Below are 24,742 nucleotides of genomic sequence, written 5' to 3' on the forward strand. Positions count from 1 at the left end.
GCGTGTCGCCGAACGCTCTCTCTCGCCTGTGGTCGCACGTCTCCCCCCCGTTGCTGATCGCCGTATTAGGAGTGATGCTCGGCGACGTGATAACGACCGGTATCGGTTTGGAACTCGGGCTGAGCGAGGGGAACCCGTTCGTCGCCCACCTCCTCGCCGAGATGGGACTGTTCGGATTGCTTCTTCTCAAAGCGGCGACCGTCCTCCTCCTCGTGGTCCTCTCGGGATGGACCCAGCGGTCGCGTCGGACGTTTCGACTCGGAAGTATCGTCTATCTCGTCGTCGGACTGCTCGTCGTCGTCTCGAACGTCGTGGCCATCGCCACGGTCGGGTGACTTCCGGGCCAAAGTCGAAGCCCGACGCCATTCCGAACCCGAAAGGCCCTTAAGTCGGAGTGGAGTAGAGGGAAGTGGACTAGGTTGGGCAGTTAGGCCCTGCTCCCCGCCCGCGCTATGGTCTTGAGCGGGAACCAAACTCCGGGTACGTCCGGTCAGACCGGGCCGGGCCCCGAAAGCCAACGCAGAAGCCTCGTCCGACGGGGCCAGCGGTCCGTGGCGAACACTCGCAGGGGTGTCCCGTCGCGGTTAGTCGGTGGCAATCCGTCAGGCACGGAAGTGAGCAGCGGACCGCCGAACAGCTGTCGCTCGTCGGATCGCGGGGTGGAGGAGGCAACCGGGATTCCCCGGTCCGGAACGCCGGGCAACCCCGGCCGTCCACATTCATATCGCATTCTCACCGCCGAGTCGAAACGCCGTCTCGAATAGAGATGCCGTCCCGAATACAGATGTCGTCTCGGTTCGACCGAACCCTATCCGTTCAGTCGTGACGACCGAATCCCCCACGAATCGAGCATGCTATCGACGAAGGCCCGCGTCCAGCGAGCGCGTTTTTCGGGTTTCACGTCGTCCTGCGTGACCTCGAAGAGACACGACGGCACGTCGCGGTCCGCCCGCATCTTGTTGACGAGCATCGGCGTGGTGTCGTATTTCGTCTCGCTCACGGGCGTGTGAACGAAGTCGTAAACCGGTTTGTAGCCGGTGACGTACTCGTCGTTCAACCGTCCGACCGCCGCATCGACGCTCGTGACTATTTCGTCGTGTTTCGAGCGGAACACGTTCTGTCCGACGCCCTCGTCGCCCTCGCGTCGCAAGATTCCCTTGGAGCTGTGAAGGTCGATGAACAGGTCCGGGTCGTACTCCTCGATGGCCCTCCAAACCGCCTTCGCGAGCGCGTTCGTCGGCGGCTCCCCGATGGGGAACTTTCTGTTCAAGTCCATTCCCGGCGGCCACTCCCGACGTTCGTGGCGCACGCCGCGAACGTTCGCTTTCGGGAGGACGACGAGCGTTCCGGCGTCGATGTCCCACTTCCTGATGGCGTCCGCTGCCCAGTATCCGCTCTCCTCGTTGCCGTGCATTCCCCCTCCGACGAACGCGGTCGGACCGGGAGACCCCGAGCGAATCTCGTAAATAGTCGTCTCCTGTTCCGTCCCGTCGCGTATCGTCGCCGTCGAGACGGTTTGTTTTCCCGTCGCGGTGGTTGTTTCCGTCGTCGCCGTCGAGTCCGCCGACTCCGCCCCGGACGATACGTCCGTCGTCCGGCCGTTCGCGTCCCCGTCCGAGTCGCTTCCAGCACACCCCGACAGGAGGACCGTGCCACCGATCGAAACGGAACCGACGGTAGAGAGGAAGGTTCTTCGACTGCCGTTCATACCGAAAAATAACGCCCGGTCTACTTCAACGCTGTTCCACGACCGTCGGAACGACGGGCGACGATGGCCGCCTCAGTCTTCCGACAGCACCGCCAACTCGGACGGGTTCGAAATCTCGATTCCCCCCGCGAGGTTGCGGTAGGGGTACGGGATGTCGATTCCCTCCTCGTCGAAGCGCTGTTTGACCGCGGTGACGTACTCGCCGCGCGTCTTCACGAAGTCACTGCGCTTCGGGTCCGAAATCCAGAAGCGGGATTTGAGCCCCACGGAGGAGTCGCCGAGTTCGGTGAGCCGAACCGACGGTTCGGGGGTATCGAGGATGTCCGAGTGGTTCTCGGCCTCCTCGATGATGATCTCGGTCGCCCGGTGGATGTCGTCGTCGTAGCCGATGCCGAAGAGGAACTGGATGCGGAGTTTGTCGTTGGCGACGGGGTTCTTGATAACGCCGTCGGTCAGCACCGAGTTCGGCACCGTCAGCAGTTCGTTGTCGAACGTTCGGACGCGGGTCACGCGGAGGTCGATGTCCTCCACGATACCGGAGTAACTGCCGTCGTCCCACTCTATCCAGTCGCCGATTTTGAACGGTTTGTCGGTGAAGATGAACACACCGGCGACGAAGTTGGCGATGAGGTCCTGTAACGCGAAGCCGACTGCCAACGTCGCGGCGGCACCGATGGTGGCGAACGCAGTGAGGAAGTTCCCGAGCTCGGCAAACCCGAACGCGAGTGCGACTGCCACGAACAGGACGACCAACTGCGTTATCTTTGTAAGTGGTTTCTTGACGCTATCGTCGTATCCACGCCTGTCGAGTAGGCGTTTTACCATCGGTATGACGACGATTCTACCGAGCAGGTAGAGGGCGATAAACGAGACGACGAAGTAAATTGCTTGTGTCACGACCCCCGCGTTATCGCCGAAGATACCACTGAGTCCGGGTAGCGGTTCCATCAGTGGTACACCGCCGTGTTCCCACGCGTTTCGACGAGTTCGGCGTTCACCTCGTCAGCCAGTTCGTCCGCGAGTTCGTCGGTCGAGGTGCCGCCGCGGGCCGCTCGGAGGAACTTCACCTTCACGAGCTTCTCGTTTTGCAGTTGGTTCTTCAGTTCCTCGGTGACGGCACCGACGCCGCCCTTGCCGACCCACACCGTTACGTCGAGGTCGTGTGCCTCTTTGCGCAGTTCGTGATTACTCATAAGTAGCGGATAGTTTGGCGCGACCACCTTTAAAGCTTGTAACCAACACGTCCGGTCAGATTTGGGGAGAGTGTGAATATCACGCACCCGCTTGCGGGTTTCAACACCTTTGTATCGTATGAATCCCGATGTTCGGATATGACTTCGAAGGTCGTCGTGCTCGGTGCTGGCTACGCTGGTGCTGGCGCGATACAGCAACTCGAAGAAGAACTCGATGACGCTGACATTACGTGGGTGTCGGACAAGGACTACCACCTCGTACTGCACGAATCCCACCGTGTTATCCGTGACCCGCGAGCGAAGGACAAGATTACGCTCCCGATTCACGAGATCAAGTCCCCGAGCACGCGCTTCGTGCAGGACACCGTTGTGGACATCGACACGGACGACCGAACGGTCGAACTGGAAGACGGTGACGACCTCGAATACGATTATCTCGTCGCCGCGCTCGGCAGCAAGACGGCCTACTACGGCATCCCGGGCATGGCGGAGAACGCTCTCACGCTGAAGAGTCTGGACGACGCGCTCGAAATCCACGACCAAGTGAAGGAGGCCGCCAAGACCGCCTCCCGCAACGACCCGGCGAAGATCGTCATCGGCGGGGCCGGACTGTCCGGCATCCAGAGCGCCGGTGAAATCGCGGAGTACCGCGACAAGCACCGCGCACCCATCGACATCTACCTCGTCGAGGCACTCGACGAAATCATGCCCGGACAGGACCCCGAACTGCAGGGGACGGTGAAGAAGTACGTCCTCGAAAAGGACATCAACATCCTGACCGGCGACCCGATTACCGAAGCCACCGAGGACGAGATTCAGTTCGACGAGGGCGACGCCCTCGACTACGATGTGTTCGTCTGGACCGGCGGCGTGACGGGCCGCGACGCCATGGACGACTGCGGACTCGACAACGAACACAACCGCGTCACCACCGAATCCAACTTCCAGACCAGCGACGACCGCGTGTTCGCCATCGGCGACTGTGCCATCATCGACCAGGGCGAGAACCCGGCACCGCCGACCGCCCAGGCCGCGTGGCAGGCCGCCGAAGTCGTCGGCGAGAACGTCGCCCGCGCCATCTACGGCCAGCCGCTCAAGACGTGGACGTACAACAACAAGGGGACCGTCATCTCCATCGGTGACGAGGCCGTCGCTCACGACGTCAAAGTCGCCGGGATGGACTTCCCCATCAGCACCTTCAACTCCACGCCCGCGGAGGTCCTGAAGAAGGCCATCGCGGCGCGCTGGATCGCCGACATCTCGTCGTACAACCGCGCCATCAAGGCGTGGAGCGTGCTGTAATCGCGGGTTCGCCGCCTCGAAAAATCAGTTTTCCAGATTGCTACGGAATTCGAACGTCGTGTTCGAGCGTTCCGATTCCCTCTATCTCGACTTCGACGGTATCGCCGTCTTCGAGCGGCGCGACCCCCGACGGCGTGCCGGTGATGACGACGTCGCCCGGTTCCAGCGTGAGGTAGGTCGTAATCTCAGCGATGAGTTCCGGGACGGAGAAGATGAACTGGTCGCGCGAGGACTCCTGTCGCACCTCGCCGTTGACGCGGAGTTGCACGCGGGCGTCCTCCGGGACGTCCTCGGGCGACGCCACGACCGGCCCGAGCGGGCAGGAGTTGTCGAACGCCTTGCCGCGAACCCAGTTCTGCTCCAAATCCTGGTCGTCGCGGTTCGAGATATCGTTCACGCATGTGAAGCCGTCAACGACGTCCATCGCGTCCTCCTCGGCGACGTTTCGACACTGCTCGCCGATGACGACGCCGAGTTCCGCCTCGTGGTCGATGCGCTCCTTTCCGGCCGGGAGCGTGATGGTGTCGCCGTGGGACGCGACGGTGTTCGGCGGCTTGAGGAACAGTAGCGGACGCGTGGGAACGTCCTTGTTTCGCTCGGCCGCGTGGTCGGCGTAGTTCAGACCGACACAGACGACCTTCGACGGTTCCGTCGGTGCGAGGAGTTCGACCTCCTCGGGCGCGTAGCTGTCGCCCCCGAATCGGAGTTCGCCGTCGCGCCATTCGCCGGTTCTAACCGACCCTGCCGGGTCGCGGAATCGGACTCGATGCATACGCTGGGTGTCGTATTCGGGAGGCAAAACGGTTCGGACTCCGGTAACACCCCACCCGCCGCCAACATCTTTTAAGACGGTTTAGGAAGTATCCCAACGTACACCATGGAGCTTACTTGGTACGGACACTCGACATGGCACGTCACCGTCGGCGACACGGAACTCCTCATCGACCCGTTCTTCGACAATCCGAAGACGGACACGGACCCGGAGGAGTTGGACCCGGACTACGTGCTGCTCACGCACGGGCACGCGGACCACATCGCGGACTCCGACCGGTTCCGCGACGCGCACTTCGTCGCCACGCCGGAGGTCATCGGCTACGTGACCGACGAGTACGGCGTCGAGGACGGTACCGGGATGAACATGGGCGGCACCTTCGAAGCCGATGACGCCTACGTCACGATGGTTCGCGCCGACCACACCAACGGCCTCGACACGGGCTACGGTGCCTCCGGCGGGATGCCCGCGGGCTACGTCATCAGCGACACCAAGCCGACCCAAGTCTCCGACGAGGAGAGCGAGACGTTCTACCACGCGGGCGACACCTCCCTGATGACCGAGATGCGCGACGTCATCGGTCCGTTCCTCGAACCCGACGCCGTCGCGGTTCCCATCGGCGACCACTTCACGATGGGACCGTGGCAGGCCGCCGTCGCGGTGGACTGGGTGGACGCCGACTACGCGTTCCCGATGCACTACGACACGTTCCCGCCCATCGAGCAGGACCCCGAGGACTTCGTGCGCGAGGTGGAGGCCACCGGCAACGACGCCGAAGTTCACGTCTTGGAGGGCGACGAGACGTTCGACCTCTCCGAAGAACTCTGGTGACGGGAATCGAGAGTGGACGGGACGGTTTTTCGTTTTCTTCGCTGAGTTCGAGTAGGAGAGAGGATACGGGCCGATTTCGATGGAGGAGAGACATGAACCGGAGAGCACCAGTTTTCGAAAGCCCCCGCCGGTCGCGGTCGCTCGCCGACATCTCGATGCAAACCGCACATCGAGAGCGGTCACCGAGACGACCACGATAAACGCGACCGGGCGGCCACTTTCAATCCACCCAGACACAGCGACCGCCCCGCCGCCGCACCGCGTACTCACGGCGCTGCCGTTCGTTTTCGAGGTTTCTCTGAAACCTCGCATGCCACTCCCTCCCCAACCGACTCCTTCGCATGCGCTCAGTCGTCCCTCGCGCTTTCCAGCAGGCCCTCGGATGTGAAATCCTCGGCCTGCTGACGCACGCGCCATGGCGGTTGACTTGTTTCACACCGACTATCTTGCACGGTTCTACACGTTCACTCCGACAAGCGCGGCCGGAAGAACAAGCCTTAGGAGTGTTGCGGCGAACGTGGAAATTGCAATGCCAGAAGTCACTACCACGTCGGAAGCAGGATACAGCGCAGAGAACGAGGTCCGCGATTTCTCCGTCACCATCGACGCGACGGGCGAGGACGCCCCGGACACGCTCGAAACACTGCTCGCCGCGTACGGTTCGTGCTACGTTCCCGCCCTTCGCGTTGGTGGCGAACAGCGCGGCGCTGGCGACCTCGGCAAGATCGAAATCGACGTGAGCGGCGACCTGAACGACGACGACAAACTCGACGCCGTGGCGTTCGACATCAAGTGGGAAGCCGAGACGGACGACGAGACGGCACAGGACGTCATCGACCGCGCCTTCGAGCTCTGCAAGGTTCACGACGCGGTGAAAGAGAGCCTGCACGCCGAGACGACCGTCGAGACGGGCGCGTTCTAACGCCGTCTCGAACCCCGAAAGGGAAGCGTTAAAAGTCGCGCGGCGGAACGTGGGTGTATGAGTCAGACCCAAAAACAAGCGCGAAAATGCGTCTCGTGCGGGATTAACATCTCCGGCACGAACGCCGCGTCGTTCAAATGCCCCGACTGTGGGCAGACGATCTACCGCTGTGCGAAGTGCCGAAAACAGAGCAACCTTTACGAGTGCCCCGACTGTGGGTTCCTCGGACCGTAAATCATGGGAAAAGTAGCAGCTAAAGTCAAGGTAATGCCGCAGAGCCCGGAGATCGACCTGGACGACCTCCAAGAGAAACTCGAAGATTCGCTCCCCGAGGGTGCGAAAATCAACGGCTTCGAACGCGACGACGTTGCGTTCGGTCTCGTCGCGCTCCTGCCGACGGTCATCGTCCCCGACGATGCCGGTGGCACGGAAGCCGTCGAGGAGTCGTTCTCGAACGTCGATGGCGTCGAGAGCGTCGACGTGCAGAACGTCGGTCGGATATAATTCCACTTTTCGTTTCGTTTTTCTCACTCCGTGAGCGACCGGTACGTCGCCTCGACGTCGGCGTCCTCGACGAACCCGCCGTGATAACAGAGGACCTGACTCGTCTCGAAGTCGGCGAGCGTGCCGACCGACTCGATTGCTCGCTCCAACTCGGGCGTGAACCGCTCGTTTGGCCCGACGAGGCCGTCCTCGTCGGCGACGGTGGCGTCGGCAGCGATGAGGAGGTCCGCCTCGGGAAGGACGAGCGAAACGTGGCCGGGCGTGTGACCCGGCGTTTCGACGACGCGCATCGGTCCGGCCTCGGTTCTGAACGTGACGCCATCGACGACCTGCACATCGACCGGAACGGGGGGATAGCGGTCGCCCCTCGATTTGATTGGGTCCTCGTCGCCCTCGATGGCGGGCGTGTCACCGGTCGAAGCCACGACGGTCGCGTCGGTTCGGGAGAGGAGGTCCTCGGCACCGCCCGCGTGGTCGCCGTCCTGGTGGGTCAGAAGCAGCGTCTCCACGTCGTCCAGCGAGAAGTCGTGGTCGGCGAGTGCGTCGGCCAAATCGTCCGTCTGACCGGGGAACCCCGCGTCGAGGAGAAGCAAGCCGCCTTCGGTTTCGACGCCCGACGGGTAGATAACTGTCTCGCGGTCGCCGCGTTCGAAGGTCAACGGAAACGCGTACACGTGGTCGGTCAGTTCCATGCACGACGCTACGTGCTCCGGTTTGGAGTACTGTTGGGCTCCGGCATTCGATTCCGCAACCGCGGAAAATAGAGGGGTGACTACTTCAGCGCGGCGTCGAACGCCTGTTGGAGGTCCGCCTTCAGGTCGTCCACGTGCTCGATGCCGATGCTGGCGCGGATGAGGCCGTCGGTGAGTCCGGCGGCCAGTCGTTCTTCCTTCGGAATCGCGGCGTGGGTCATCGTCGCGGGTTGTTCGATGAGCGATTCGACGCCGCCGAGGCTTTCGGCGAGGGTGAACACCTCCGTCTCGGACACCACGTCGGCGGCCTCCTCCAGCGAGGCGTCGAGTTCGAAGCTGACCATACCGCCGAAGTCGTTCATCTGCTCCGCGGCGAGTTCGTGGTTCGGGTGCGATTCGAGGCCGGGGTAGTACACGGTGTCCACCGCGTCGTGGTCGTCCAACCAGTGGGCGATGTCGCGGGCGTTGTCGCAGTGACGGTCCATCCGCACGCCGAGGGTCTTGGTTCCGCGGAGGACGAGGAAACAATCGTGCGGGCCGGGGGTCGCGCCGACGCTGTTCTGATAGAAGCCGATTTGCTCGTCCAACTCGGCGTCGTCGGTAATCAGCGCGCCGCCAACCACGTCCGAGTGCCCGCCGAGGTACTTCGTCAGCGAGTGGGACACGATGTCCGCACCGAGTTCGAGCGGACGCTGGAGGTACGGCGTGGCGAAGGTGTTGTCCACGGCACAGAGCGCGTCGGCGTCCGCCGCGATGTCGGCCATCGCCGCGATGTCCACGACGTTGAGCAGGGGATTGGTCGGCGTTTCGACCCACAGCAGTTCGGTGTTCTCGCGCACCGCGTCCGCCACTTCGTCGGGGTCGGTCATGTCCACGAAGGAGAACTCGACGTCGTAGTCGGCGTACACCTGCGTGAAGATTCGGTGGGTGCCGCCGTACACGTCCTCGCTGGCGATAACGTGGTCGCCCGAGGAGAGCAGGTTGAGGACGGTGTTGATGGCTCCCATCCCGCTGGAGAAGGCGCGACCGTATTCGCCGCCTTCGAGGCTGGCCAGATTGTCTTCGAGGTCGGTGCGCGTCGGGTTACCCGTCCGGGAGTACTCGTAGCCCCGGTGGTCGCCCGGCCCGTCCTGCACGTACGTCGAGTTGGCGTAGATGGGCGTCATCAGCGCGCCCGTCTCCTCGTCGGGTTCCTGTCCGGAGTGGATGGACCGCGTTTCGAACCTGAAATCGTCGCTGTCGGTCATGCGCGAGGGGACGAACCGGAGGAGGGTTATCCTTTCGCCTCGCGCTCAGGAAGAAGAGGCATGTACCGGGACCACGTGCCGTGCAACATGGACGAACGCGCGCTCGGAACGACGGGCTACGACGTAACGGAAGTCGGAATGGGAACGTGGAACATCGGGTCGGACTGGGGCGACGTGTCCGACGAAGCGGCTCACGAGGCCGTTCGTGCCGCCATCGACGCCGGAATCACGTTCCTCGACACGGCGGACGTGTACGGCGACGGACGGAGCGAACGCGTCATCGCCGACGTGCTCGCGGAGTACGACCCGGACGAGCGTCCCACCGTGGCGACGAAGGCGGGACGGAGGCTCGACCCGCACGACGCGTCCGGGTACACGGAATCGAACCTTCGGGAGTTCGTGGACCGAAGTCGGTCGAATCTCGATACGGACGCGCTCGATTTACTCCAACTGCACTGCCCGCCGACGGACGTGTACTACCAGCCCGAAACTTTCGACGCGCTGGACGTCCTGAAAGCCGAGGGGGGAATCGACCACTACGGCGTGAGCGTCGAGCGCGTCGAGGAGGGACTGAAAGCCATCGAGTATCCAGGCGTGGAGACGGTGCAGATAATCTTCAACCCGTTCCGCCAGCGCCCCGCGGAACTGTTCTTCGACGAGGCGGCGCGCCGCGACGTGGGAATCATCGTCCGCGTTCCGCTGGCGTCCGGGTTGCTGACCGGGAACCTCTCGGCCGAAACGGAGTTCCCGGAGAACGACCATCGGAATTTCAACCGCGAGGGCGAGGCGTTCGACCGCGGCGAGACGTTCGCGGGTGTGCCCTACGAGCGCGGCCTCGAAGCGGTGGACGAACTCCGACCGCTGGTACCCGAGGACGCGACGATGGCGCAGTTCTCCCTTCGGTGGATTCTCGACCACGACGCCGTTTCGACCGTCATTCCGGGTTCGACGGACCCGAAGCACGTTCGGGAGAACGTCATCGCCGCCTCGCTCCCGCCGCTCACGACGGAGGAGACGGAGCGCGTCAGGGAGGTCTACGAGGAGTACGTGGCCGATGCGGTCCACCAGCGGTGGTGACGGGCTTCCCGGTTGGGTGACCGCGCCCCCGGTCCCGTGCCAAACCGACCCGCGAGGTTCGTGTCTCGGCGAGGAGGAACGTATCTTTTATAACCGTCACTGAACAAGAGCGTCATACGACTATGCCGAGCTCGAACGGACCGTACAACACTACCCGCGAAAAGTTGTCGAACAACCCCCGAGAACGTGGTACGTCCCCACCACAGCGCGCCGTCCAGCAGTACGAGAACGGACAGAAAGTCCACCTCAAAATCGACCCGAGCGTCCGCAAAGGTCGCTTCCACCCGCGATTCAACGGTCGCACGGGTGAGGTCGTCGGTAAGCAGGGCAAAGCGTACAAAGTCATCATCAACGACGGCGGCAAGGACAAGACGCTCATCACCCAGCCCGCACACCTCCGCGAACAGAAGTAAGCTATGACTATCTTCAAGGAAAAGCTCGACGAGGAGTATCTCACGACGCCGGAGGCGAAGGAACTCCTCGCGGACATCGAGCGCGAACGCGCGCTGGACGAGACCCGCGAGATGCCCTACAACCTCTCCCGAGCCATCGAACACGTCAACCGGTTCGCCGTCCTCGACGCCGAGGAGTCGCGCGAACTGGTCGGGGAGCTGCTCGAACTCGAAAAAGTGGACGAGGCGACGGCGTACAAGATCGCCGACCTCCTGCCGAAGGACCGCGACGAACTGCGAGCGGTCTACGCACAGGAGCGGTTCACCCTCTCGGGTGACGAGCTGGACGAGATACTGAACGTCGTGGCGAAGTACGAGTAGCTTCACCGATTCTTTAAGTTGCTCGTCATCGTATTCGAGTGCAATGAGTGAATCCGAGACTGACAGCGAAGCGTCGGCTGTGGTGCTCGACTTCCTGCCACACGGTCGTGCGGAAGACGACCGTCCGCAGTACCAGAAGGAACCGGTCGCGTACGTCCTGACTGAATCCGATTTCCATCTCCTCGAACTCGTGCTCGAACAGGGTGCAAGCGTCGGTATCGGCGATAGCATTCCAATCGAACCACCCGCGGCCCGCGAGAACGTCACCAACGTGCGCGAAGTCGCGTACGGTGACCTCACCTCCGCCGCGCAGTCAGAACTCGAACACGCCGTCACGGACATCGTGGACCGCGACGAACGGCGGTTCGTCGATTTCTACAACGACGCCCAACCGATAACCCTCCGTCTCCACCAGTTGAACCTCCTCCCCGGCATCGGGAAGAAACTGCGCAACCACGTGCTCGAAACGCGGAAACGGAAACCGTTCGAGAGTTTCGACGACCTCGAAGACCGCGTGTCCGGACTTCACAACCCGGAGGACGTTCTCGTGGAGCGCATCCTCGAAGAGATCCGCGAGGACGATTTGAAGTATCGAACGTTCGTCCGCTACGACTGACGCGATCGGGGTTTCGATTTTCGCTCGCTTCCCGCTCGCTTTCCGCTCTCTCGTCTCGCTTCGACGAGTGCTAACCAACGCCGGTCGGAACTCGGTGGGTTTACGCCGCTCGCTCCGGTAGACAGGATAACGATGGAACGCTCGCCACCCGAGGAAGCCGGTACGAGGGACCCCGACGCGCTGATTCGACGTGCGGGCGTCCGGGGCGACCCGAACCGCGACCAACACTTCCTCGTGGACGACCGAGTTGTGGACAGAATACCGACGTACGCCGACGAGATGAATCTGGAGCACGTCCTCGAAATCGGCGGGGGACCGGGTGTCCTCACGGACCGCCTGCTCGCGGCCGCGGACCGCGTGACGGTTATCGAGCGCGACCCGACGTTCGCCGAGTTTCTCCGCGAGGAGTTCCGTTCGGAGTGCGACGACGGGGGGTTGACGGTCGTGGATGGTGACGCGCTGTCGGTCGAACTCCCCGACTTCTCGGCCTGTATCGCCAACCTTCCGTACGGCATTTCGAGCGAAATCGCGTTTCGACTCCTCCCGCTCGGAAAGCCGATGCTCCTCATGTTCCAAAAGGAGTTCGCAGAGCGCATGGCCGCCGAGTCTGGAAGCGACGATTACGGGCGACTCTCCGTGACGGCACAGCACTACGCCGACGTGCGCGTCGTGGAGACGGTCCCGCGCGAGGCGTTCGCGCCGCAACCGGAGGTCGAGAGCGCAATCGTCAGGACGATTCCGCGGGAGCCGGAGTACGAGGTGGACGACGAGGCGTTCTTCCTCGACTTCGTGAAGGCGGTGTTCACCCAGCGTCGGAAGACGATTCGAAACGGGATTCGGAACACGGCCCACATCTCGGGGCTCGACGACCCGGACGCCGTCGTCGATGCGCTCGAATCCCCGGACGACGACGTGTTGGACGAGGACATCCTCCGAAAGCGCGCCGGGAAGGTGTCGCCCGTGGAGTTCGCCGCGATGGCACGGGTCGCAGACGAGTTGGGCCGAGGTGGTGGTTGATGGAAGGACTGCCGCTCGCCCAGACGGAGGGGTTGTTCAGACAGATCGGTCGGATCAGTTGGTTCGACATGCGGGTTTTTACCACCGCGTTCGTCATTCTTGCGCTCATCGCGTTTTTCGCCGTGGCATGGTACGCCCGTCCGCGTTTACAAGAGCGAGTGCCCAATTCGCTGGCAAACGTCATCATCATCAGCCTCGTCATCGTGTTTCTCTTGCTCGCGGCGACGACGCTCGCGTTCACGTGGGAAGTAATTAACTCGGGTATCAGCCTAGTAACTGACTTCGGCGTCGATTACGACACAACCGTCAGAGTCGGGTCGACGGCCGTGGTGCTTGCCGCCTCCTACATCGTTGCCGGGGTCATTCGACAGGGGATTCAGCGGGTGGTCAGAGGGCGCGACGCGTTCTCGAAACACCAAACGCAGGTGATGGTCCGCGTCGCGCAGGTCTGCGTGTACGTCGTCGGGTTTACCGCAGTCCTCAGCCTCTGGGAAGTGGATATCACCGGCCTCCTCGTCGGTGCGGGATTCCTCGGAATCGTGGTCGGTATGGCCGCCCGGCAGACCCTCGGGTCGCTGTTGGCCGGGTTCATGCTGATGTTCGCCCGGCCGTTCGAAATCGGCGATTGGGTGATAATCGAAGAGGAGGAGGGAATCGTGACGGACATCTCCATCGTCAACACGCGAATTCAGACGTTCGACGGCGAGTACGTGATGATTCCGAACGATATCGTCGGCGGGAGTACCATCATCAACCGGAGTCGGAAGGGGCGATTGCGGTTGGAGGTGGACGTCGGCGTCGATTACGAGGCGGACGTCGAGCGGGCCGGGGCCGTGGCGAAGGAGGTGATGCGCGAACCGGACGACGTGCTGGCCGTGCCGTCGCCGCAAGTCGTGACGAAGGAACTCGGCGATTCGGCCGTCGTGCTCGGGCTTCGCTTCTGGATAGACAAGCCCAGCGCCCGACGGAAGTGGCGGGCGAAGACGACGGTCATCAACGCGGTGAAGGAGGCGTTCGACCGCGAGGGAATCAAGATTCCCTTCCCGCAGCGCGAACTCTCCGGCCGCGAGGAGATGGGCGGGTTTCGGGTCGCGGAACGGGAACGGGCGCGTGAATTCGGTGCGACCGCGGACGGCGGAGCGACCGACGGCGGAACGACTGATGATGGCCCGACCGACGGACATGTGAACGACGGCGGCCCGGGATCCGACGACGGAGGCGACGAACGATGACAGACCTCGCGGAACGACGCGGAACGGAGACGAAGGTGTACCAACCGGCTGAGGATTCACACCTCCTCGCCGAAGTGGCGGCCGAGGAGATAGCGGGAGACGAGTTGGTCCTCGAAGTCGGCACGGGGTCGGGCTACGTCTCGGAGTACGTGGCCGAGGAGACGGGTGCCCGCGTCGTGGGAGCGGACGTGAATCCACACGCCTGCGCGAACGCACGCGAGCGCGGCGTCGAGGCGGTCCGGACGGATTTGGTGTCGCCGTTCCGCGACGGGGCGTTCGACGCGGTGCTGTTCAACCCGCCGTATCTGCCGACCGACCCCGACGAGGAGCGCGACGACTGGATGGAACGCGCCCTCTCCGGCGGCGAGTCGGGTCGGGAAGTCATCGACCCGTTCCTCGATGCGGTCGGGCGGGTGCTCGCACCGGGTGGACGTGTGTTCCTCCTCGTCAGCAGTCTCTCGGGCGTGGAGGAGGTCGTCTCGCGGGCGGGGGAGAACGGATTTAGCGCCGTTGCGCTCCGCGACGAGTCGTTCCCGTTCGAGACGCTGACGATTCTGAAACTCGTCAGATAATTATCCACAGTTATTTTCCCGAACGGAAAATATTAAACACCGGCATATCTTAGCCCCCCGTACATGACTGAGCGAATCGCCACGACGACGGGGTTGTTCCCGCTCCCGGATTGGGCGAAGGACGACCTCTCGGACCTGAAGGGTCACCAGAAACACGACCTCATCTCCGGCGACGAGGGGCCGGAGGTGACCGCGGTGTACGACGACGCTCGTTCGGAAGTCGTCGCGGTCCAGCAGGACGCCGGACTCGACCGAATCGCCGAGGGACAGCTCCGCTGGGACGACATGCTCGCGCATCCCCTCACGGTTCACGATTCCGTCGAAACGGGGGGCATCGTGCGGTACTACGACAACAACAACTTCTATCGCGACCCGGTGGTCGTGGACGAACTCGACTTCGACGGCGACGTGGCCGCGGAACTGGAATCCGCCGCGGAACTCGCCGACGACGTGCAGGCCGTTCTCCCCGGTCCCTACTCTCTCGCCGACCTCGCAACGGACGAATACTACGGCGACGACGAGGAGTTCCTCGCCGCCGTCGCGGAGTTCCTCGCGGGCGAAATCGAAGCCTTCCCGTCCGTCGAAACGCTGTTCCTCCTCGAACCCTCCCTCGTGGTTAGCCCGCCGGAAGACGGCGAGGACGCCCGGGCGAGCGAGGCCATCGACGCTGTTGCGAACGCGACGGACGCGGACGTGGTGGTACAGCCTTACTTCGGCTCGCTCACCGAGAAGGTTCACGCGCACGTGCTCGACGCCGACATCGACGCCCTCGGCTACGACCTCGTGACCGACCACGAGGGGTGTCTCTCCAACATCAACGAGTTCGGGACGACGGACTCCGTATCCCTCGGTCTGGTCGATGGACAGAACACGCTGGTCGAATCGGCGGAAACCGTCGCCGAACGTGTTGACTGGTTCGAGGAGAACACGCCGGTCAACGAGTTCGAGACGGAGTATCTCACGACGAACACGGAACCGTTCTACCTGCCGTACAGCAAGTTCGAGGAGAAGACGGCCGTGCTCGGCGAAGCCGCACGGTTGGAGGAGGTGGAAATATGAGTGGCGGGTCGCCACGCGACTCGAAAAACGAGCGGGGAGGAACGACCCGCGAGTCGCCAGACGATGCTCGAAACCAGTTCCGTCCGGAGGACCACGACAACGACCACTTCATCCTGACGACCATCGTCGGAAGCTACCCCAAGCCGAAGTGGGTGGATCGCTCGCGCGAACTCTACGAGGACCCGGACGCCGACTTCGACGAGGACGCGTGGGAGGAGGCACAGAACGACGCCTCGCGTCTCATCACGAAGGAGCACGAGCGCGCCGGATTGGACGTCGTGGTGGACGGCGAGATGCGGCGCAACGAGATGGTCGAGTACTTCGCCCACCGCATCTCGGGCTACGAGTTCAACGGCCCAGTGAAGGTGTGGGGTCACAACTACTTCGACAAGCCGAGCGTCGTCACGGACGTCGAGTACGACGAGACGTGGCTCGTGGACGAGTACGAGTTCACCAGCGAGGTGGCGGACCGTCCCGTCAAAGTCCCCATCACCGGCCCGTACACGCTGGCGAGTTGGAGTTTCAACGAGGCCTACGACGACGAGGAGTCGCTGGCCTACGACCTCGCCGACTTGGTGAACGAGGAGATAAAGAAACTGGTCGAGTCGGGTGCGCGCTACATCCAAATCGACGAACCGGCGCTGGCGACGACGCCGGACGACCACGCCATCGTCGGCGAGTGTCTGGAGCGCATCGCGGACGGAATCTCCGTGAGCGGAGCGAACGGAGGCCAGTCGGACGAGTCCGACGCCGTTCCGGAGGACGTCTATCTCGGCCTGCACGTCTGCTACGGTGACTACTCGCGTATCTACCCCGAGATGCTGGACTACCCGGTGGACGAGTTCGACCTCGAACTCGCCAACGGCGACTACGAGCAACTCGACGTGTTCCGCGACCCCGAGTTCACCGCGAACCTCGCGCTCGGCGTCACCGACGCCCACACCGCCGAAGTCGAGAGCGTCGAGGAAATCAAGGAGAACATCAAGAAGGGACTCGAAATCGTTCCCCCCGAACAGCTCACCGTCAGCCCCGACTGCGGCCTGAAACTCCTCCCGCGCGAGGTGGCCTACGGCAAGATGGCGAACATGGTGCAGGCGGCGCGCGAAGTGGAAGCCGAGTTGGATTCGGGAGAAATCGACGTTCGGAACGCGCCCGTCTCCGCCGACGACTGACGACGGACGTTCCGTTTCGAAGCCAACCAGCGGTTCGGTTTTTCGCCGTCTCCGTTCTATCTATCCGAAAAAAGTGGTGAGCGACGTGTGTGGTTCTACCAGTTGTAGGCGTGGTGGCCGCCGCGGTGTCCGTGGCCGCCGTGATGTCCACCGTGTCCATCGTGGTCGTCATCACCGTGGTGTCCGTGACCGTCGTGGCCGCCGTGGTGTCCGTGGCCGCCGTGATGTCCGCCGTGGTGTCCGTGGCCGCCGTGATGACCGTGGCCGCCGTGCCCGCCACGGGCGTATTCGAATTCGACGCTGACCGGGACGCGGCCCCCTTCGCCGGGGTGGGCCGCCCACGTCGATGCGGCGATGACTTTCTCGAAGTTGCCGTTGCGGAGGAAGTGATGGAGTTCCTGCTCCTCGTCGTCCGAGAAGGTCCGCATATCGAGCTGTTTGACCTTCGCTTTGCCGTTCTCCTTGATGCCGATGAAGGTGAACTGGTACTCGATTTTATCGCCGGTCGCTTCGCGGAGGCTCATGAACGAATCCGTCGCGTCGGTCGGGACGCTCTCGCCGCCGACCTCGACGTTACGGACGTACATTCCGGGTTGGGTGGTCGCCCAGTCCGTCGCGTAGCGGAACGCGATGAGAACCTCACCCTCGCCTTCGTACTCGGAGAGGTCGAACGACTGTTCGACCCACTCGCCGCCGGTGGTGCCGGTGTATCCCGGCGCGTTCTCCTTGATGGTCGGATGCGCGTCCGGGTTCGGCGAGTCGTCGGTGCGGTTCGATTCGAGGCTCTCCCACGTCTCGCCGCCATCGGTCGAGACTTGCACGAAGCCGTAATCCCAGTTCTCCTCGATGTCGTAGTACGTCTCGAACGACAGCGTCGAATCGCCGTTCGAGAGGTCGGCGCTCGTGATGGCGAACCGGTCGAGGAGGGTTCCGGACCCGGAGTACAGCACTTGTCCCTCGCCGGTGACCGGGTCGGTCGCGGTCTGCCACTGGGTGCCGATGTAGTCGGTTCCCGAGAGCGTCACGTCCGTTATCGGGCCTTTATCCGACGTATCGACCTCCTTGTAGTTGGTCCCCCACGCACCCGCGGTGCCGACGTCGTTCGACGTGTTGAGGTTCAAATCGAGGCCGTCGATGTCGTACTCGTCCCGAACGCGGCGCTCGGACGAATCGAGCACCGCGGCGGTCGAGAAGTCCTGGTACAGCCCGTAGAAGTCCGTGTTCGCACCGGTTTCGTCCAGGGTCTTCTCGACGCCCTCGATGCCGTTCGCCTTCTCGTGTGCGAGGTTACTGATGAAGTCGGTTCCGTACCTGTCGCTCAGGTACATCTGGAAGCTGAACGCGATGCCGTAGTCCGAGAGGACGTTGATGGCACCTTGGTCCTCCCAGTTGGTCAGGGAGTTCGAGGGCATCTCCTCGTACGCTTGGACGTGCCCCTCGGAGACGCCGTAGCCGGTGACGACCTCGGCGTAATCGGACATGCCTTCGTTCACCCACGTCGTCTCGTCGCCGTCGAGGTCGTTGTGGACGAGGTGTTGGTACTCGTGCGCCAGCGTTCCCTCGTACCCTACCTCGTCGTTCGTCTCGTTGACCTCGTTCCAGCCTTTGGCGTCGAGCGTGACGACGTTACGGTCGGTGTATTTCTGGATGGTCGGCGAGTAAAACCCGGCCGTGTAGATGGGGTACGACGCGTTGTAGTAGTTCTCGTCGCGGACGTTGTCCACCAGCAGGACGGTCTTCCCGGACCCGTTTTCGGTGTGGTAGTAGTCGTCGGGGACGGCACCGAGTTCCTCCAACAGACCCTCCGTTCCGTTGCGGGCGTCGGGGGTGCCGAACACGTCCGATTCGGTCTCGTACATGTTCTCTTCGAACTGCGTGCGGAGCGCTTCGGCCTGTTGCTCCGAGATGGTCGGGTCGGTCCGCGAGTCGTTCTCGGGCCACGCGAGGTCACGAGCGACCCATATCTCGACGTGGTCACCGATGGACAGCAGCGTGAAGTTCTTGAAGTAGTAGCTGTCGTTGTCGGAGCCGAGGTACTGCTTCGTCGTTCCGATGACGTCCGGGTCCGTCTCGTCGTCGGACGGGTCCATGACGATTGACGAGGAGTCCTGGGCGAGGATGGACATCCCACCGGACGCCGCACTCCCCTCGTCAGTCGTCGTGAACGACGAGGGGGCCGAGTCGAAATCGACGGGTTTGTCGAGCGACTCCTGTGACGGCTCGGCCTTCTGGAGGCCGTCGCCGTCCGTGGAGTTGTTCACGGTCGTCTTCGGTTCGAAGACGGTCGGTTGAAGCGTGTCGCTCGTGTTCGGTTGCGTTGCGACGGCACCGCCGACCCAGACGGCCGACGTGGACAGTACGACTAGTAAACTCAACAGCACCGCTTTTAATTTCATCCGATGTTTCCTGTTAACTCTACCCACATAATTATTTCTACACTTAACTAAATTATTTAATCTAAACTATTACCATAATAATCGGACACATATTGGGATTGGGGAGTTCCCTAAGTTGCTCAGACAGGAAGAACGACTACTCACCATCGACTCACTCTCCGTCGAATCGCCGTGCTGTCCTCGAACCACGACCCGGGATAGGAGCCGTCACACGCCGAACAACCGAACTCCGAAGAGGGCGACAAGCAACGCACCAACTACGAGTCCGACTTCGGCGGCCCGCACGGACACCCGTCCGCTCCCGTACAGGAGTCCCGTGACGAGGACCGCTGCGACGCCCATCGTACAGCGTGGCGAGGATAAAGATGATTTTCTATCATTTGAAAATTCGAACACGCGAGAGTGGTTCTCGATAGAATACACTTTCTGAAACAGGAGCGTCTTCGGAATCAACCGATTTCCCTCCTGAGACTAGCTCCCAGAGAACACAATCCCGGCAGTTTTTATTACCCCGGGGCGTAGATGCTTGCAGACTGGGCAACTCGCGGGTGTGCGGTCCCGCCGCGCGCGAGTGCCAGACCGACGTGCTGTAAGACGCCGGGGTCTGACGCTCGCGGCCCCGCGAGTATTTCAGTGAGCAACGCAATCGCCACGCCGCGTGGCGTTTCAATGCTTGAGGAAAGCAAACTATGGAAATCGAAATTGCAACAATTGGCGGCTACGAAGAAGTTGGGCGGCAGATGACTGCCGTTCGCGCAGGCGACGACGTGGTTATCTTCGACATGGGGCTGAACCTGTCGAAGGTGCTGCTCCACGATAACGTCGAGACAGAGAAACTCCACAGCCTCGACCTCATCGACATGGGCGCGATTCCGGACGACCGCGTGATGTCCGATTTGGAAGGCGACGTGAAGGCCATCGTTCCGACACACGGTCACTTGGACCACATCGGTGCCATCAGCAAACTGGCCCACCGGTACAACGCACCTATCGTCGCGTCCCCGTTCACCATCGAACTGGTGAAACAGCAGATTCAGGGCGAGGAGAAGTTCGGGGTCGAAAACGACCTCATCAAGATGGAAGCCGGCGAGACGATGCAGCTGAGCGACGACGTCGAACTCGAATTCGTCAACGTCACTCACTCCATCATCGACGCCATCAACCCGGTGGTTCACACCCCCGAGGGTGCCATCGTCTACGGCCTCGACAAGCGCATGGACCACACGCCGGTCCTCGGCGATCCCATCGACATGAAGCGCTTCCGCGAAATCGGGCGCGAGGGCAACGGCGTTCTCGCCTACATCGAGGACTGTACGAACGCGGGTCGCAAGGGTCGCACGCCGAGCGAGTCGGTCGCTCGCCGCCACCTGAAAGACGTACTGTACAGCATCGAAGACTACGACGGCGGTATCGTGGCGACGACGTTCTCCAGCCACATCGCCCGCGTCAAGAGCCTCGTCGAGTTTGCCGAGGACATCGGACGGACGCCCGTCCTGCTCGGCCGCTCGATGGAGAAGTACTCGGGCACCGCGGAACGCCTGAACTTCGTCGACTTCCCCGAGGAACTCGGCATGTTCGGCCACCGAAAGTCCGTCGACCGGACGTTCAAGCGCATCATGAAGGAGGGCAAGGAGAACTACCTCCCCATCGTGACCGGTCACCAAGGCGAACCGCGCGCGATGCTGACGCGCATGGGTCGCGGCGAGACGCCGTACCAGTTGGACAGCGGTGACAAGGTCGTCTTCTCGGCCCGCGTCATCCCGGAACCGACGAACGAAGGCCAGCGCTACCAGTCCGAGCGACTCCTGAAGATGCAGGGCGCACGGATTTACGACGACGTGCACGTTTCGGGCCACCTCCGCGAGGAAGGTCACTACCAGATGCTCGACGCGCTGCAACCCCAGAACGTCATTCCTGCCCACCAGAACATGAAAGGCTTCGCGCCGTACGTCGACCTCTGTGAATCGCAAGGCTACCGACTCGGCAAGGACCTTCACGTAACACGTAACGGCAACCTCATCCAACTGGTGGAGTGATATGACTGACGCGAGTACGGAATCACGTGAAGAACTCGTCATGCAGACGGTCGAGCAGCGCCGCGAACTCGTCAACGCGGCCATCGAGGAGGAACTCCCGATAGTCGAACCGGAGCGTCTCTACGAGGCGTCCCGCTACCTGCTCGACGCGGGCGGGAAGCGCCTTCGACCGACGGTCCTCCTGCTCGTCGCGGACGCGCTGGCCGACGTCGAACCGATGTCGGAAGCGTACCGGAAGTTCCCGGCGCTCGACGGAACCGAACTGGACGTGATGGCCGCCGCGGTGAGCATCGAAGTCATCCAATCCTTCACGCTCATCCACGACGACATCATGGACGACGACGACCTCCGTCGTGGCGTTCCGTCGGTTCACCGTGCCTACGACACGGAAACGGCGATTCTGGCCGGTGACACGCTGTACTCCAAGGCGTTCGAAATCATGCTGGAGACGGACGCCACGCCCGACCGCTGTGTCACCGCGCTCGACGTACTCGCATCCACCTGTACGAGAATCTGTGAAGGCCAGGCGCTCGACGTCGCCTTCGAGGAGCGTCCCGACGTCCTCCCGGACGAGTATCTCGAAATGATCGAGAACAAGACGGCGGTCCTCTACGGTGCGGCGGCGAAGGTTCCGGCCGTCCTCCTCGGTGCGGACGAGGAGACGACGGAAGCGCTGTACCGCTACGGTATCGACGTCGGACGGGCGTTCCAGATTCAGGACGACGTGCTCGATTTGACCGTGCCGAGCGACAAACTCGGCAAACAGCGAGGTAGCGACCTCGTGGAGAACAAACAGACAATCATCACGCTTCACGCCCGCAGTCAGGGCGTGGACGTGGATTCGTTGGTCGAAACCGATGACGTCGGCGACGTGACGGAAGCGGAAATCGACGAGGCAGTCCAGCGTCTCGAAGCGGCCGGAAGCATCGAGTACGCCACGGAGAAAGCACAGGAACTCGTCCAACGCGGCAAGGACCACCTGAGCGTGCTCCCGGACAACGAATCGCGCTATCTGCTCGAGCAGATAGCCGACTACCTCATCGAACGCGGTTACTGAGCCACGTCGATTTTTACGGACGCGACGACGCGGAGAGCGCCAGCGGTGTCGCTCCGGAGCGCACGGATTCGCGGGAGTTTTGAGACGGGCGGGAATAGGGACCAGTAATGGACGACGAGTTGCGGACGCGAATCGAGACGGAGGCGGAGAAACACGCGCTGTTCAACGCGTTGAAACACGACAGCGACGCGGACGTCGGTGCCATCATGGGGTCGCTGATGGGCGAGAATCCCGACTTCCGCGAACACGGCGGCGAAGTGCCGGGTATCGCCGGAAAGGTCGTCGCGCAGGTGAACCAGTTGGACGCCGAGGGACGACGCGCTCGCCTCGAAGAACTCGACGCCGAACTCGTCGAAGAACTCGACGCGGAGGACGAGGAAGACGACCAGGTGCTCCCCGACCTGCCCAACGCCGAGGAGTACGACGAGATTCGGATGCGCTGTGCGCCGAACCCCAACGGCCCGTGGCACATCGGACACGGGCGAATGCCCGCGGTCATCGGTACGTACAAGGACCTCTACGACGGCGAGATGCTGGTCCGCTTCGACGACACGGACCCGGAGACGAAGCGCCCGGACATGGACGCCTACGACGCGATTCTGGAGGACATCGACTACCTCGGCTTCGAACCGGACGAGGTTATCAAAGCCAGCGACCGCCTCGAAATCTACTACGACCACGCCCGCGACCTCATCGAGAAGGGCGGCGCGTACACCTGCTCCTGTTCCGGCGAGGAGTTCTCGAACCTCAAAAACGACGCGAAGGCGTGCCCGCACCGCGACAAGGACGCGGAGACGACGTTGGCCGAGTTCGAGGACATGATCGAAGGGGAGTATTCGTCCGGCGAGATGGTACTCCGCGTGAAGACGGACATCGAGCACAAGAATCCCGCCCTGCGCGATTGGGTGGCGTTCCGAATCATCGACACGCCCCATCCGCGTCCTGAAGCGGCCGACTACCGCTGTTGGCCCATGCTCGACTTCCAGTCCGGCGTGGACGACCACCTGACGGGTATGACCCACATCATCCGCGGCATCGACCTGCAGGACTCCGCGAAGCGCCAGCAGTTCGTCTACGACTACTTCGGTTGGGAGTACCCCGAAACCATCCACTGGGGACACGTGCAAGTGGACGAGTACGACGTGAAGATGTCCACCTCGACCATCAAGGAACTCATCGAGAAGGGCGAACTCGACGGCTGGGACGACCCGCGTGCGCCCACCCTCCAGAGCGTCCGCCGTCGCGGCATCCGCGGCGAAGCCATCCGCGAGGCGATGGTCGGTCTCGGAACGTCCACGAGCAACGTCGATTTGGCCATGAGCACCATCTACGCCAACAACCGCGAGTTGGTGGACGACGACGCGCCGCGCTTCTTCTTCGTCCGTGACAGCGCCGAGCAGAGCTCGGCTGGCGACCGGACGTCGTCCGGTAACGGAGTCGAATATCCGCTCATCGGCGACTATCCCGAGGCGGCGGAACCGCCGGTCCATCCCGACCACGAGGACAGGGGCACGCGCCACATCCCGGCGGGCGAGGCCGTGCGCATCGAAGCCGACGACATCCCGGACCACGGCGAGCGCGTTTGGCTGAAGGGACTCGGGTGCTTCGAGCACACCCGCGACGCGCTCCAGTACACGGGCGACGACATCAGCGCCGTCCGCGACGAAGGCGTGGACGTAATCCACTGGGTACCCGCCGAGGGAACCGTCCCGGTCCGCATGCGGACCATGGACGGCGACGTGGAAGGCGTCGCGGAACCCGACTTCGCGGAGACGGACGTGGACGACATCGTGCAGTTCGAGCGCGTCGGGTTCGCGCGAGTGGATAGCGTGGCGCGAGACAGCGAGGAAGACGCCGAGACGGTGACCTACTTCGCCCACGAGTAGACGACCGCGCTTTCCGCTCGTTCCCGACCCTTCACCACCGACACGGCCACGCGGACGGACCGACTCGCTCCTTCTGCGACACTCTCGGTACCCCCTTGTTCCTCCATTACTCCCAGTCCACACCCTCCAGCGGTTCGGCGACCACGCCATCCTGTCGCGCCAGCACCCTCGCGTGGCTCGTGCAGACGACACGGTTTTCGGCCCACGGGATGTGCAGTCGAACTGCCGCCTCGTTTTCACAGTCGTTTTCGGCACATTCCATCGGGAATCGCTACGCGTTGAAACCACATGGTCGTAGCGATGGTGTTTTTGGCACATCGAAACGAGTTTTATAAAAGGGTTTCAAGAATAACCCCGCGTTTGAGGGCGGCTGCGAAACTCATTTCGCTATGGATGTTGCCGAACTGGAGGAGGGTGCCGATTTTACGTACGACATCTCCCCCGACGAGACTATTACCGAGGGAATCGTCACCGCGACGGCAGCGGTGACGAACGCTCGAACGAACGACATGCCACCGCTCTACGAGACGGTCGATACCGACGCGCTCGACGAGCTGTTTGCTGATAGTTGGAGTGGACGCGCGAGAAACACGGGACGGGTTACATTTACCTATTGTGGGTACGAAGTGGTCGTTCTTAGTAACGGCCGCATTCTCATCGAGGCGACCTCTCGATGAG

The 24,742-nt window shown here is 62.6% G+C and carries 29 protein-coding genes and 1 other RNA gene; 20 read left to right on the plus strand and 10 right to left on the minus strand.

Going from position 1 to position 24,742, the window contains the following annotated elements; genetic code table 11:
* The first annotated feature begins 2 nt into the window (after positions 1 to 2).
* On the plus strand, positions 3 to 335 hold the full coding sequence (locus OPC11_RS07415; RefSeq protein WP_264781491.1) for a DUF5658 family protein: 333 nt from the start codon (positions 3 to 5) through the stop codon (positions 333 to 335).
* Positions 336 to 407: 72 nt separating this feature from the next.
* Positions 408 to 719, plus strand: an RNA gene (gene ffs, locus OPC11_RS07420) — signal recognition particle sRNA.
* 89 nt (positions 720 to 808) lie between these two features.
* Here ffs and OPC11_RS07425 read toward each other — a convergent pair.
* From OPC11_RS07425 to OPC11_RS07435, 3 genes are all read right to left on the minus strand, one after another.
* Complete coding sequence (locus tag OPC11_RS07425; RefSeq protein ID WP_264781492.1) at positions 809 to 1,708, minus strand: succinylglutamate desuccinylase/aspartoacylase family protein; 900 nt, start codon at positions 1,706 to 1,708, stop codon at positions 809 to 811.
* Positions 1,709 to 1,780: 72 nt separating this feature from the next.
* Positions 1,781 to 2,656, minus strand: coding sequence for a mechanosensitive ion channel family protein (locus OPC11_RS07430; protein WP_264781493.1), 876 nt, complete (start codon positions 2,654 to 2,656; stop codon positions 1,781 to 1,783).
* Complete coding sequence (locus tag OPC11_RS07435; protein ID WP_007978788.1) at positions 2,656 to 2,901, minus strand: YhbY family RNA-binding protein; 246 nt, start codon at positions 2,899 to 2,901, stop codon at positions 2,656 to 2,658. Before OPC11_RS07435 ends, OPC11_RS07430 begins: the two co-directional genes overlap by 1 nt.
* 138 nt (positions 2,902 to 3,039) lie before the next feature.
* On the opposite strand from OPC11_RS07435, the gene OPC11_RS07440 reads away from it, so the two are divergent.
* The gene (locus OPC11_RS07440) at positions 3,040 to 4,203 is read left to right on the plus strand and encodes an NAD(P)/FAD-dependent oxidoreductase (RefSeq protein ID WP_007978787.1); all 1,164 of its coding nucleotides are present in this window, start codon (positions 3,040 to 3,042) and stop codon (positions 4,201 to 4,203) included.
* Between the two features lie 40 nt (positions 4,204 to 4,243).
* Here the strand turns inward: OPC11_RS07440 and OPC11_RS07445 are convergent, their stop codons facing one another.
* The gene (locus tag OPC11_RS07445) at positions 4,244 to 4,975 is read right to left on the minus strand and encodes a fumarylacetoacetate hydrolase family protein (protein ID WP_264781494.1); all 732 of its coding nucleotides are present in this window, start codon (positions 4,973 to 4,975) and stop codon (positions 4,244 to 4,246) included.
* Between the two features lie 105 nt (positions 4,976 to 5,080).
* Between OPC11_RS07445 and OPC11_RS07450 the strand changes: the two genes are divergently transcribed.
* The 4 genes from OPC11_RS07450 to OPC11_RS07465 all read left to right on the plus strand — a co-directional run bounded on the left by OPC11_RS07450 (position 5,081) and on the right by OPC11_RS07465 (position 7,232).
* Positions 5,081 to 5,806 carry a metal-dependent hydrolase gene (locus OPC11_RS07450; protein ID WP_007978785.1) on the plus strand — a complete coding sequence of 242 codons (726 nt, stop codon included), beginning with the start codon at positions 5,081 to 5,083 and terminating at the stop codon, positions 5,804 to 5,806.
* 529 nt (positions 5,807 to 6,335) lie between these two features.
* Positions 6,336 to 6,728 carry an OsmC family protein gene (locus OPC11_RS07455; RefSeq protein WP_264781495.1) on the plus strand — a complete coding sequence of 131 codons (393 nt, stop codon included), beginning with the start codon at positions 6,336 to 6,338 and terminating at the stop codon, positions 6,726 to 6,728.
* A 57-nt stretch (positions 6,729 to 6,785) separates the two neighbouring features.
* A complete protein-coding gene (locus OPC11_RS07460) occupies positions 6,786 to 6,962 on the plus strand; it encodes an HVO_2753 family zinc finger protein (RefSeq protein ID WP_007978781.1) in 177 nt (58 codons plus the stop codon).
* A 3-nt stretch (positions 6,963 to 6,965) separates the two neighbouring features.
* On the plus strand, positions 6,966 to 7,232 hold the full coding sequence (locus OPC11_RS07465) for an elongation factor 1-beta (protein WP_007978779.1): 267 nt from the start codon (positions 6,966 to 6,968) through the stop codon (positions 7,230 to 7,232).
* A 23-nt stretch (positions 7,233 to 7,255) separates the two neighbouring features.
* Here OPC11_RS07465 and OPC11_RS07470 read toward each other — a convergent pair whose 3' ends face one another.
* A complete protein-coding gene (locus OPC11_RS07470; RefSeq protein WP_264781496.1) occupies positions 7,256 to 7,924 on the minus strand; it encodes an MBL fold metallo-hydrolase in 669 nt (222 codons plus the stop codon).
* Positions 7,925 to 8,004: 80 nt separating this feature from the next.
* A complete protein-coding gene (locus OPC11_RS07475) occupies positions 8,005 to 9,171 on the minus strand; it encodes a cystathionine gamma-synthase (RefSeq protein WP_264781497.1) in 1,167 nt (388 codons plus the stop codon).
* 87 nt (positions 9,172 to 9,258) lie between these two features.
* Here OPC11_RS07475 and OPC11_RS07480 point away from each other — a divergent pair, with 87 nt between their 5' ends.
* From OPC11_RS07480 to OPC11_RS07520, 9 genes are all read left to right on the plus strand, one after another.
* Positions 9,259 to 10,248 carry an aldo/keto reductase gene (locus OPC11_RS07480; protein WP_264781671.1) on the plus strand — a complete coding sequence of 330 codons (990 nt, stop codon included), beginning with the start codon at positions 9,259 to 9,261 and terminating at the stop codon, positions 10,246 to 10,248.
* A 122-nt stretch (positions 10,249 to 10,370) separates the two neighbouring features.
* Positions 10,371 to 10,661 (plus strand): 50S ribosomal protein L21e, encoded by a 291-nt coding sequence (locus OPC11_RS07485; protein ID WP_007978773.1) that lies wholly within the window; start codon positions 10,371 to 10,373, stop codon positions 10,659 to 10,661.
* Positions 10,662 to 10,664: 3 nt separating this feature from the next.
* A complete protein-coding gene (locus OPC11_RS07490) occupies positions 10,665 to 11,021 on the plus strand; it encodes an RNA polymerase Rpb4 family protein (protein ID WP_007978772.1) in 357 nt (118 codons plus the stop codon).
* Between the two features lie 43 nt (positions 11,022 to 11,064).
* Positions 11,065 to 11,637: a DUF655 domain-containing protein gene (locus OPC11_RS07495; protein WP_007978771.1), complete on the plus strand. Its 573-nt coding sequence runs from the start codon at positions 11,065 to 11,067 to the stop codon at positions 11,635 to 11,637.
* Positions 11,638 to 11,769: 132 nt separating this feature from the next.
* Positions 11,770 to 12,654: a 16S ribosomal RNA methyltransferase A gene (locus tag OPC11_RS07500; protein ID WP_264781498.1), complete on the plus strand. Its 885-nt coding sequence runs from the start codon at positions 11,770 to 11,772 to the stop codon at positions 12,652 to 12,654.
* A complete protein-coding gene (locus OPC11_RS07505; protein WP_264781499.1) occupies positions 12,654 to 13,886 on the plus strand; it encodes a mechanosensitive ion channel family protein in 1,233 nt (410 codons plus the stop codon). The genes OPC11_RS07500 and OPC11_RS07505 overlap by 1 nt, the downstream gene beginning before the upstream one ends.
* Positions 13,883 to 14,458 carry a HemK2/MTQ2 family protein methyltransferase gene (locus tag OPC11_RS07510; RefSeq protein ID WP_264781500.1) on the plus strand — a complete coding sequence of 192 codons (576 nt, stop codon included), beginning with the start codon at positions 13,883 to 13,885 and terminating at the stop codon, positions 14,456 to 14,458. The genes OPC11_RS07505 and OPC11_RS07510 overlap by 4 nt, the downstream gene beginning before the upstream one ends.
* Positions 14,459 to 14,521: 63 nt before the next feature.
* Positions 14,522 to 15,517 (plus strand): 5-methyltetrahydropteroyltriglutamate--homocysteine methyltransferase, encoded by a 996-nt coding sequence (locus OPC11_RS07515; RefSeq protein WP_264781501.1) that lies wholly within the window; start codon positions 14,522 to 14,524, stop codon positions 15,515 to 15,517.
* Positions 15,514 to 16,689, plus strand: a complete 1,176-nt coding sequence (locus OPC11_RS07520) for a methionine synthase (protein ID WP_007978765.1) — start codon at positions 15,514 to 15,516, stop codon at positions 16,687 to 16,689. The genes OPC11_RS07515 and OPC11_RS07520 overlap by 4 nt, the downstream gene beginning before the upstream one ends.
* A 95-nt stretch (positions 16,690 to 16,784) precedes the next feature.
* On the opposite strand, the gene OPC11_RS07525 is transcribed toward OPC11_RS07520, so the two are convergent.
* Both OPC11_RS07525 and OPC11_RS07530 read right to left on the minus strand, forming a co-directional pair.
* Complete coding sequence (locus OPC11_RS07525) at positions 16,785 to 19,085, minus strand: immune inhibitor A domain-containing protein (protein ID WP_264781502.1); 2,301 nt, start codon at positions 19,083 to 19,085, stop codon at positions 16,785 to 16,787.
* Between the two features lie 207 nt (positions 19,086 to 19,292).
* On the minus strand, positions 19,293 to 19,427 hold the full coding sequence (locus tag OPC11_RS07530) for a hypothetical protein (RefSeq protein WP_264781503.1): 135 nt from the start codon (positions 19,425 to 19,427) through the stop codon (positions 19,293 to 19,295).
* Between the two features lie 347 nt (positions 19,428 to 19,774).
* Between OPC11_RS07530 and OPC11_RS07535 the strand changes: the two genes are divergently transcribed.
* From OPC11_RS07535 to OPC11_RS07545, 3 genes are all read left to right on the plus strand, one after another.
* Entirely contained in the window at positions 19,775 to 21,121 is a 1,347-nt protein-coding gene (locus OPC11_RS07535) for a ribonuclease J (RefSeq protein ID WP_007978762.1), read from the plus strand.
* Position 21,122: 1 nt separating this feature from the next.
* A complete protein-coding gene (locus tag OPC11_RS07540) occupies positions 21,123 to 22,178 on the plus strand; it encodes a polyprenyl synthetase family protein (protein ID WP_264781504.1) in 1,056 nt (351 codons plus the stop codon).
* Positions 22,179 to 22,285: 107 nt separating this feature from the next.
* Complete coding sequence (locus OPC11_RS07545; protein WP_264781505.1) at positions 22,286 to 24,064, plus strand: glutamate--tRNA ligase; 1,779 nt, start codon at positions 22,286 to 22,288, stop codon at positions 24,062 to 24,064.
* On the opposite strand, the gene OPC11_RS07550 is transcribed toward OPC11_RS07545, so the two are convergent.
* Both OPC11_RS07550 and OPC11_RS07555 read right to left on the minus strand, forming a co-directional pair.
* A complete protein-coding gene (locus OPC11_RS07550) occupies positions 24,046 to 24,171 on the minus strand; it encodes a hypothetical protein (RefSeq protein ID WP_264781506.1) in 126 nt (41 codons plus the stop codon). The two genes, OPC11_RS07545 and OPC11_RS07550, sit on opposite strands and share 19 nt — an antisense overlap.
* Positions 24,171 to 24,326, minus strand: a complete 156-nt coding sequence (locus OPC11_RS07555; protein WP_007978756.1) for a hypothetical protein — start codon at positions 24,324 to 24,326, stop codon at positions 24,171 to 24,173. Before OPC11_RS07555 ends, OPC11_RS07550 begins: the two co-directional genes overlap by 1 nt.
* A 127-nt stretch (positions 24,327 to 24,453) precedes the next feature.
* Here OPC11_RS07555 and OPC11_RS07560 point away from each other — a divergent pair, with 127 nt between their 5' ends.
* Positions 24,454 to 24,741: a HalOD1 output domain-containing protein gene (locus tag OPC11_RS07560; RefSeq protein ID WP_007978754.1), complete on the plus strand. Its 288-nt coding sequence runs from the start codon at positions 24,454 to 24,456 to the stop codon at positions 24,739 to 24,741.
* The last annotated feature ends 1 nt before the right edge of the window (position 24,742 follow it).

Origin of the sequence: Haladaptatus sp. T7, assembly GCF_026008575.1 — an archaeon.
GTDB classification, from domain to species: Archaea; Halobacteriota; Halobacteria; order Halobacteriales; family Haladaptataceae; genus Haladaptatus; species Haladaptatus paucihalophilus.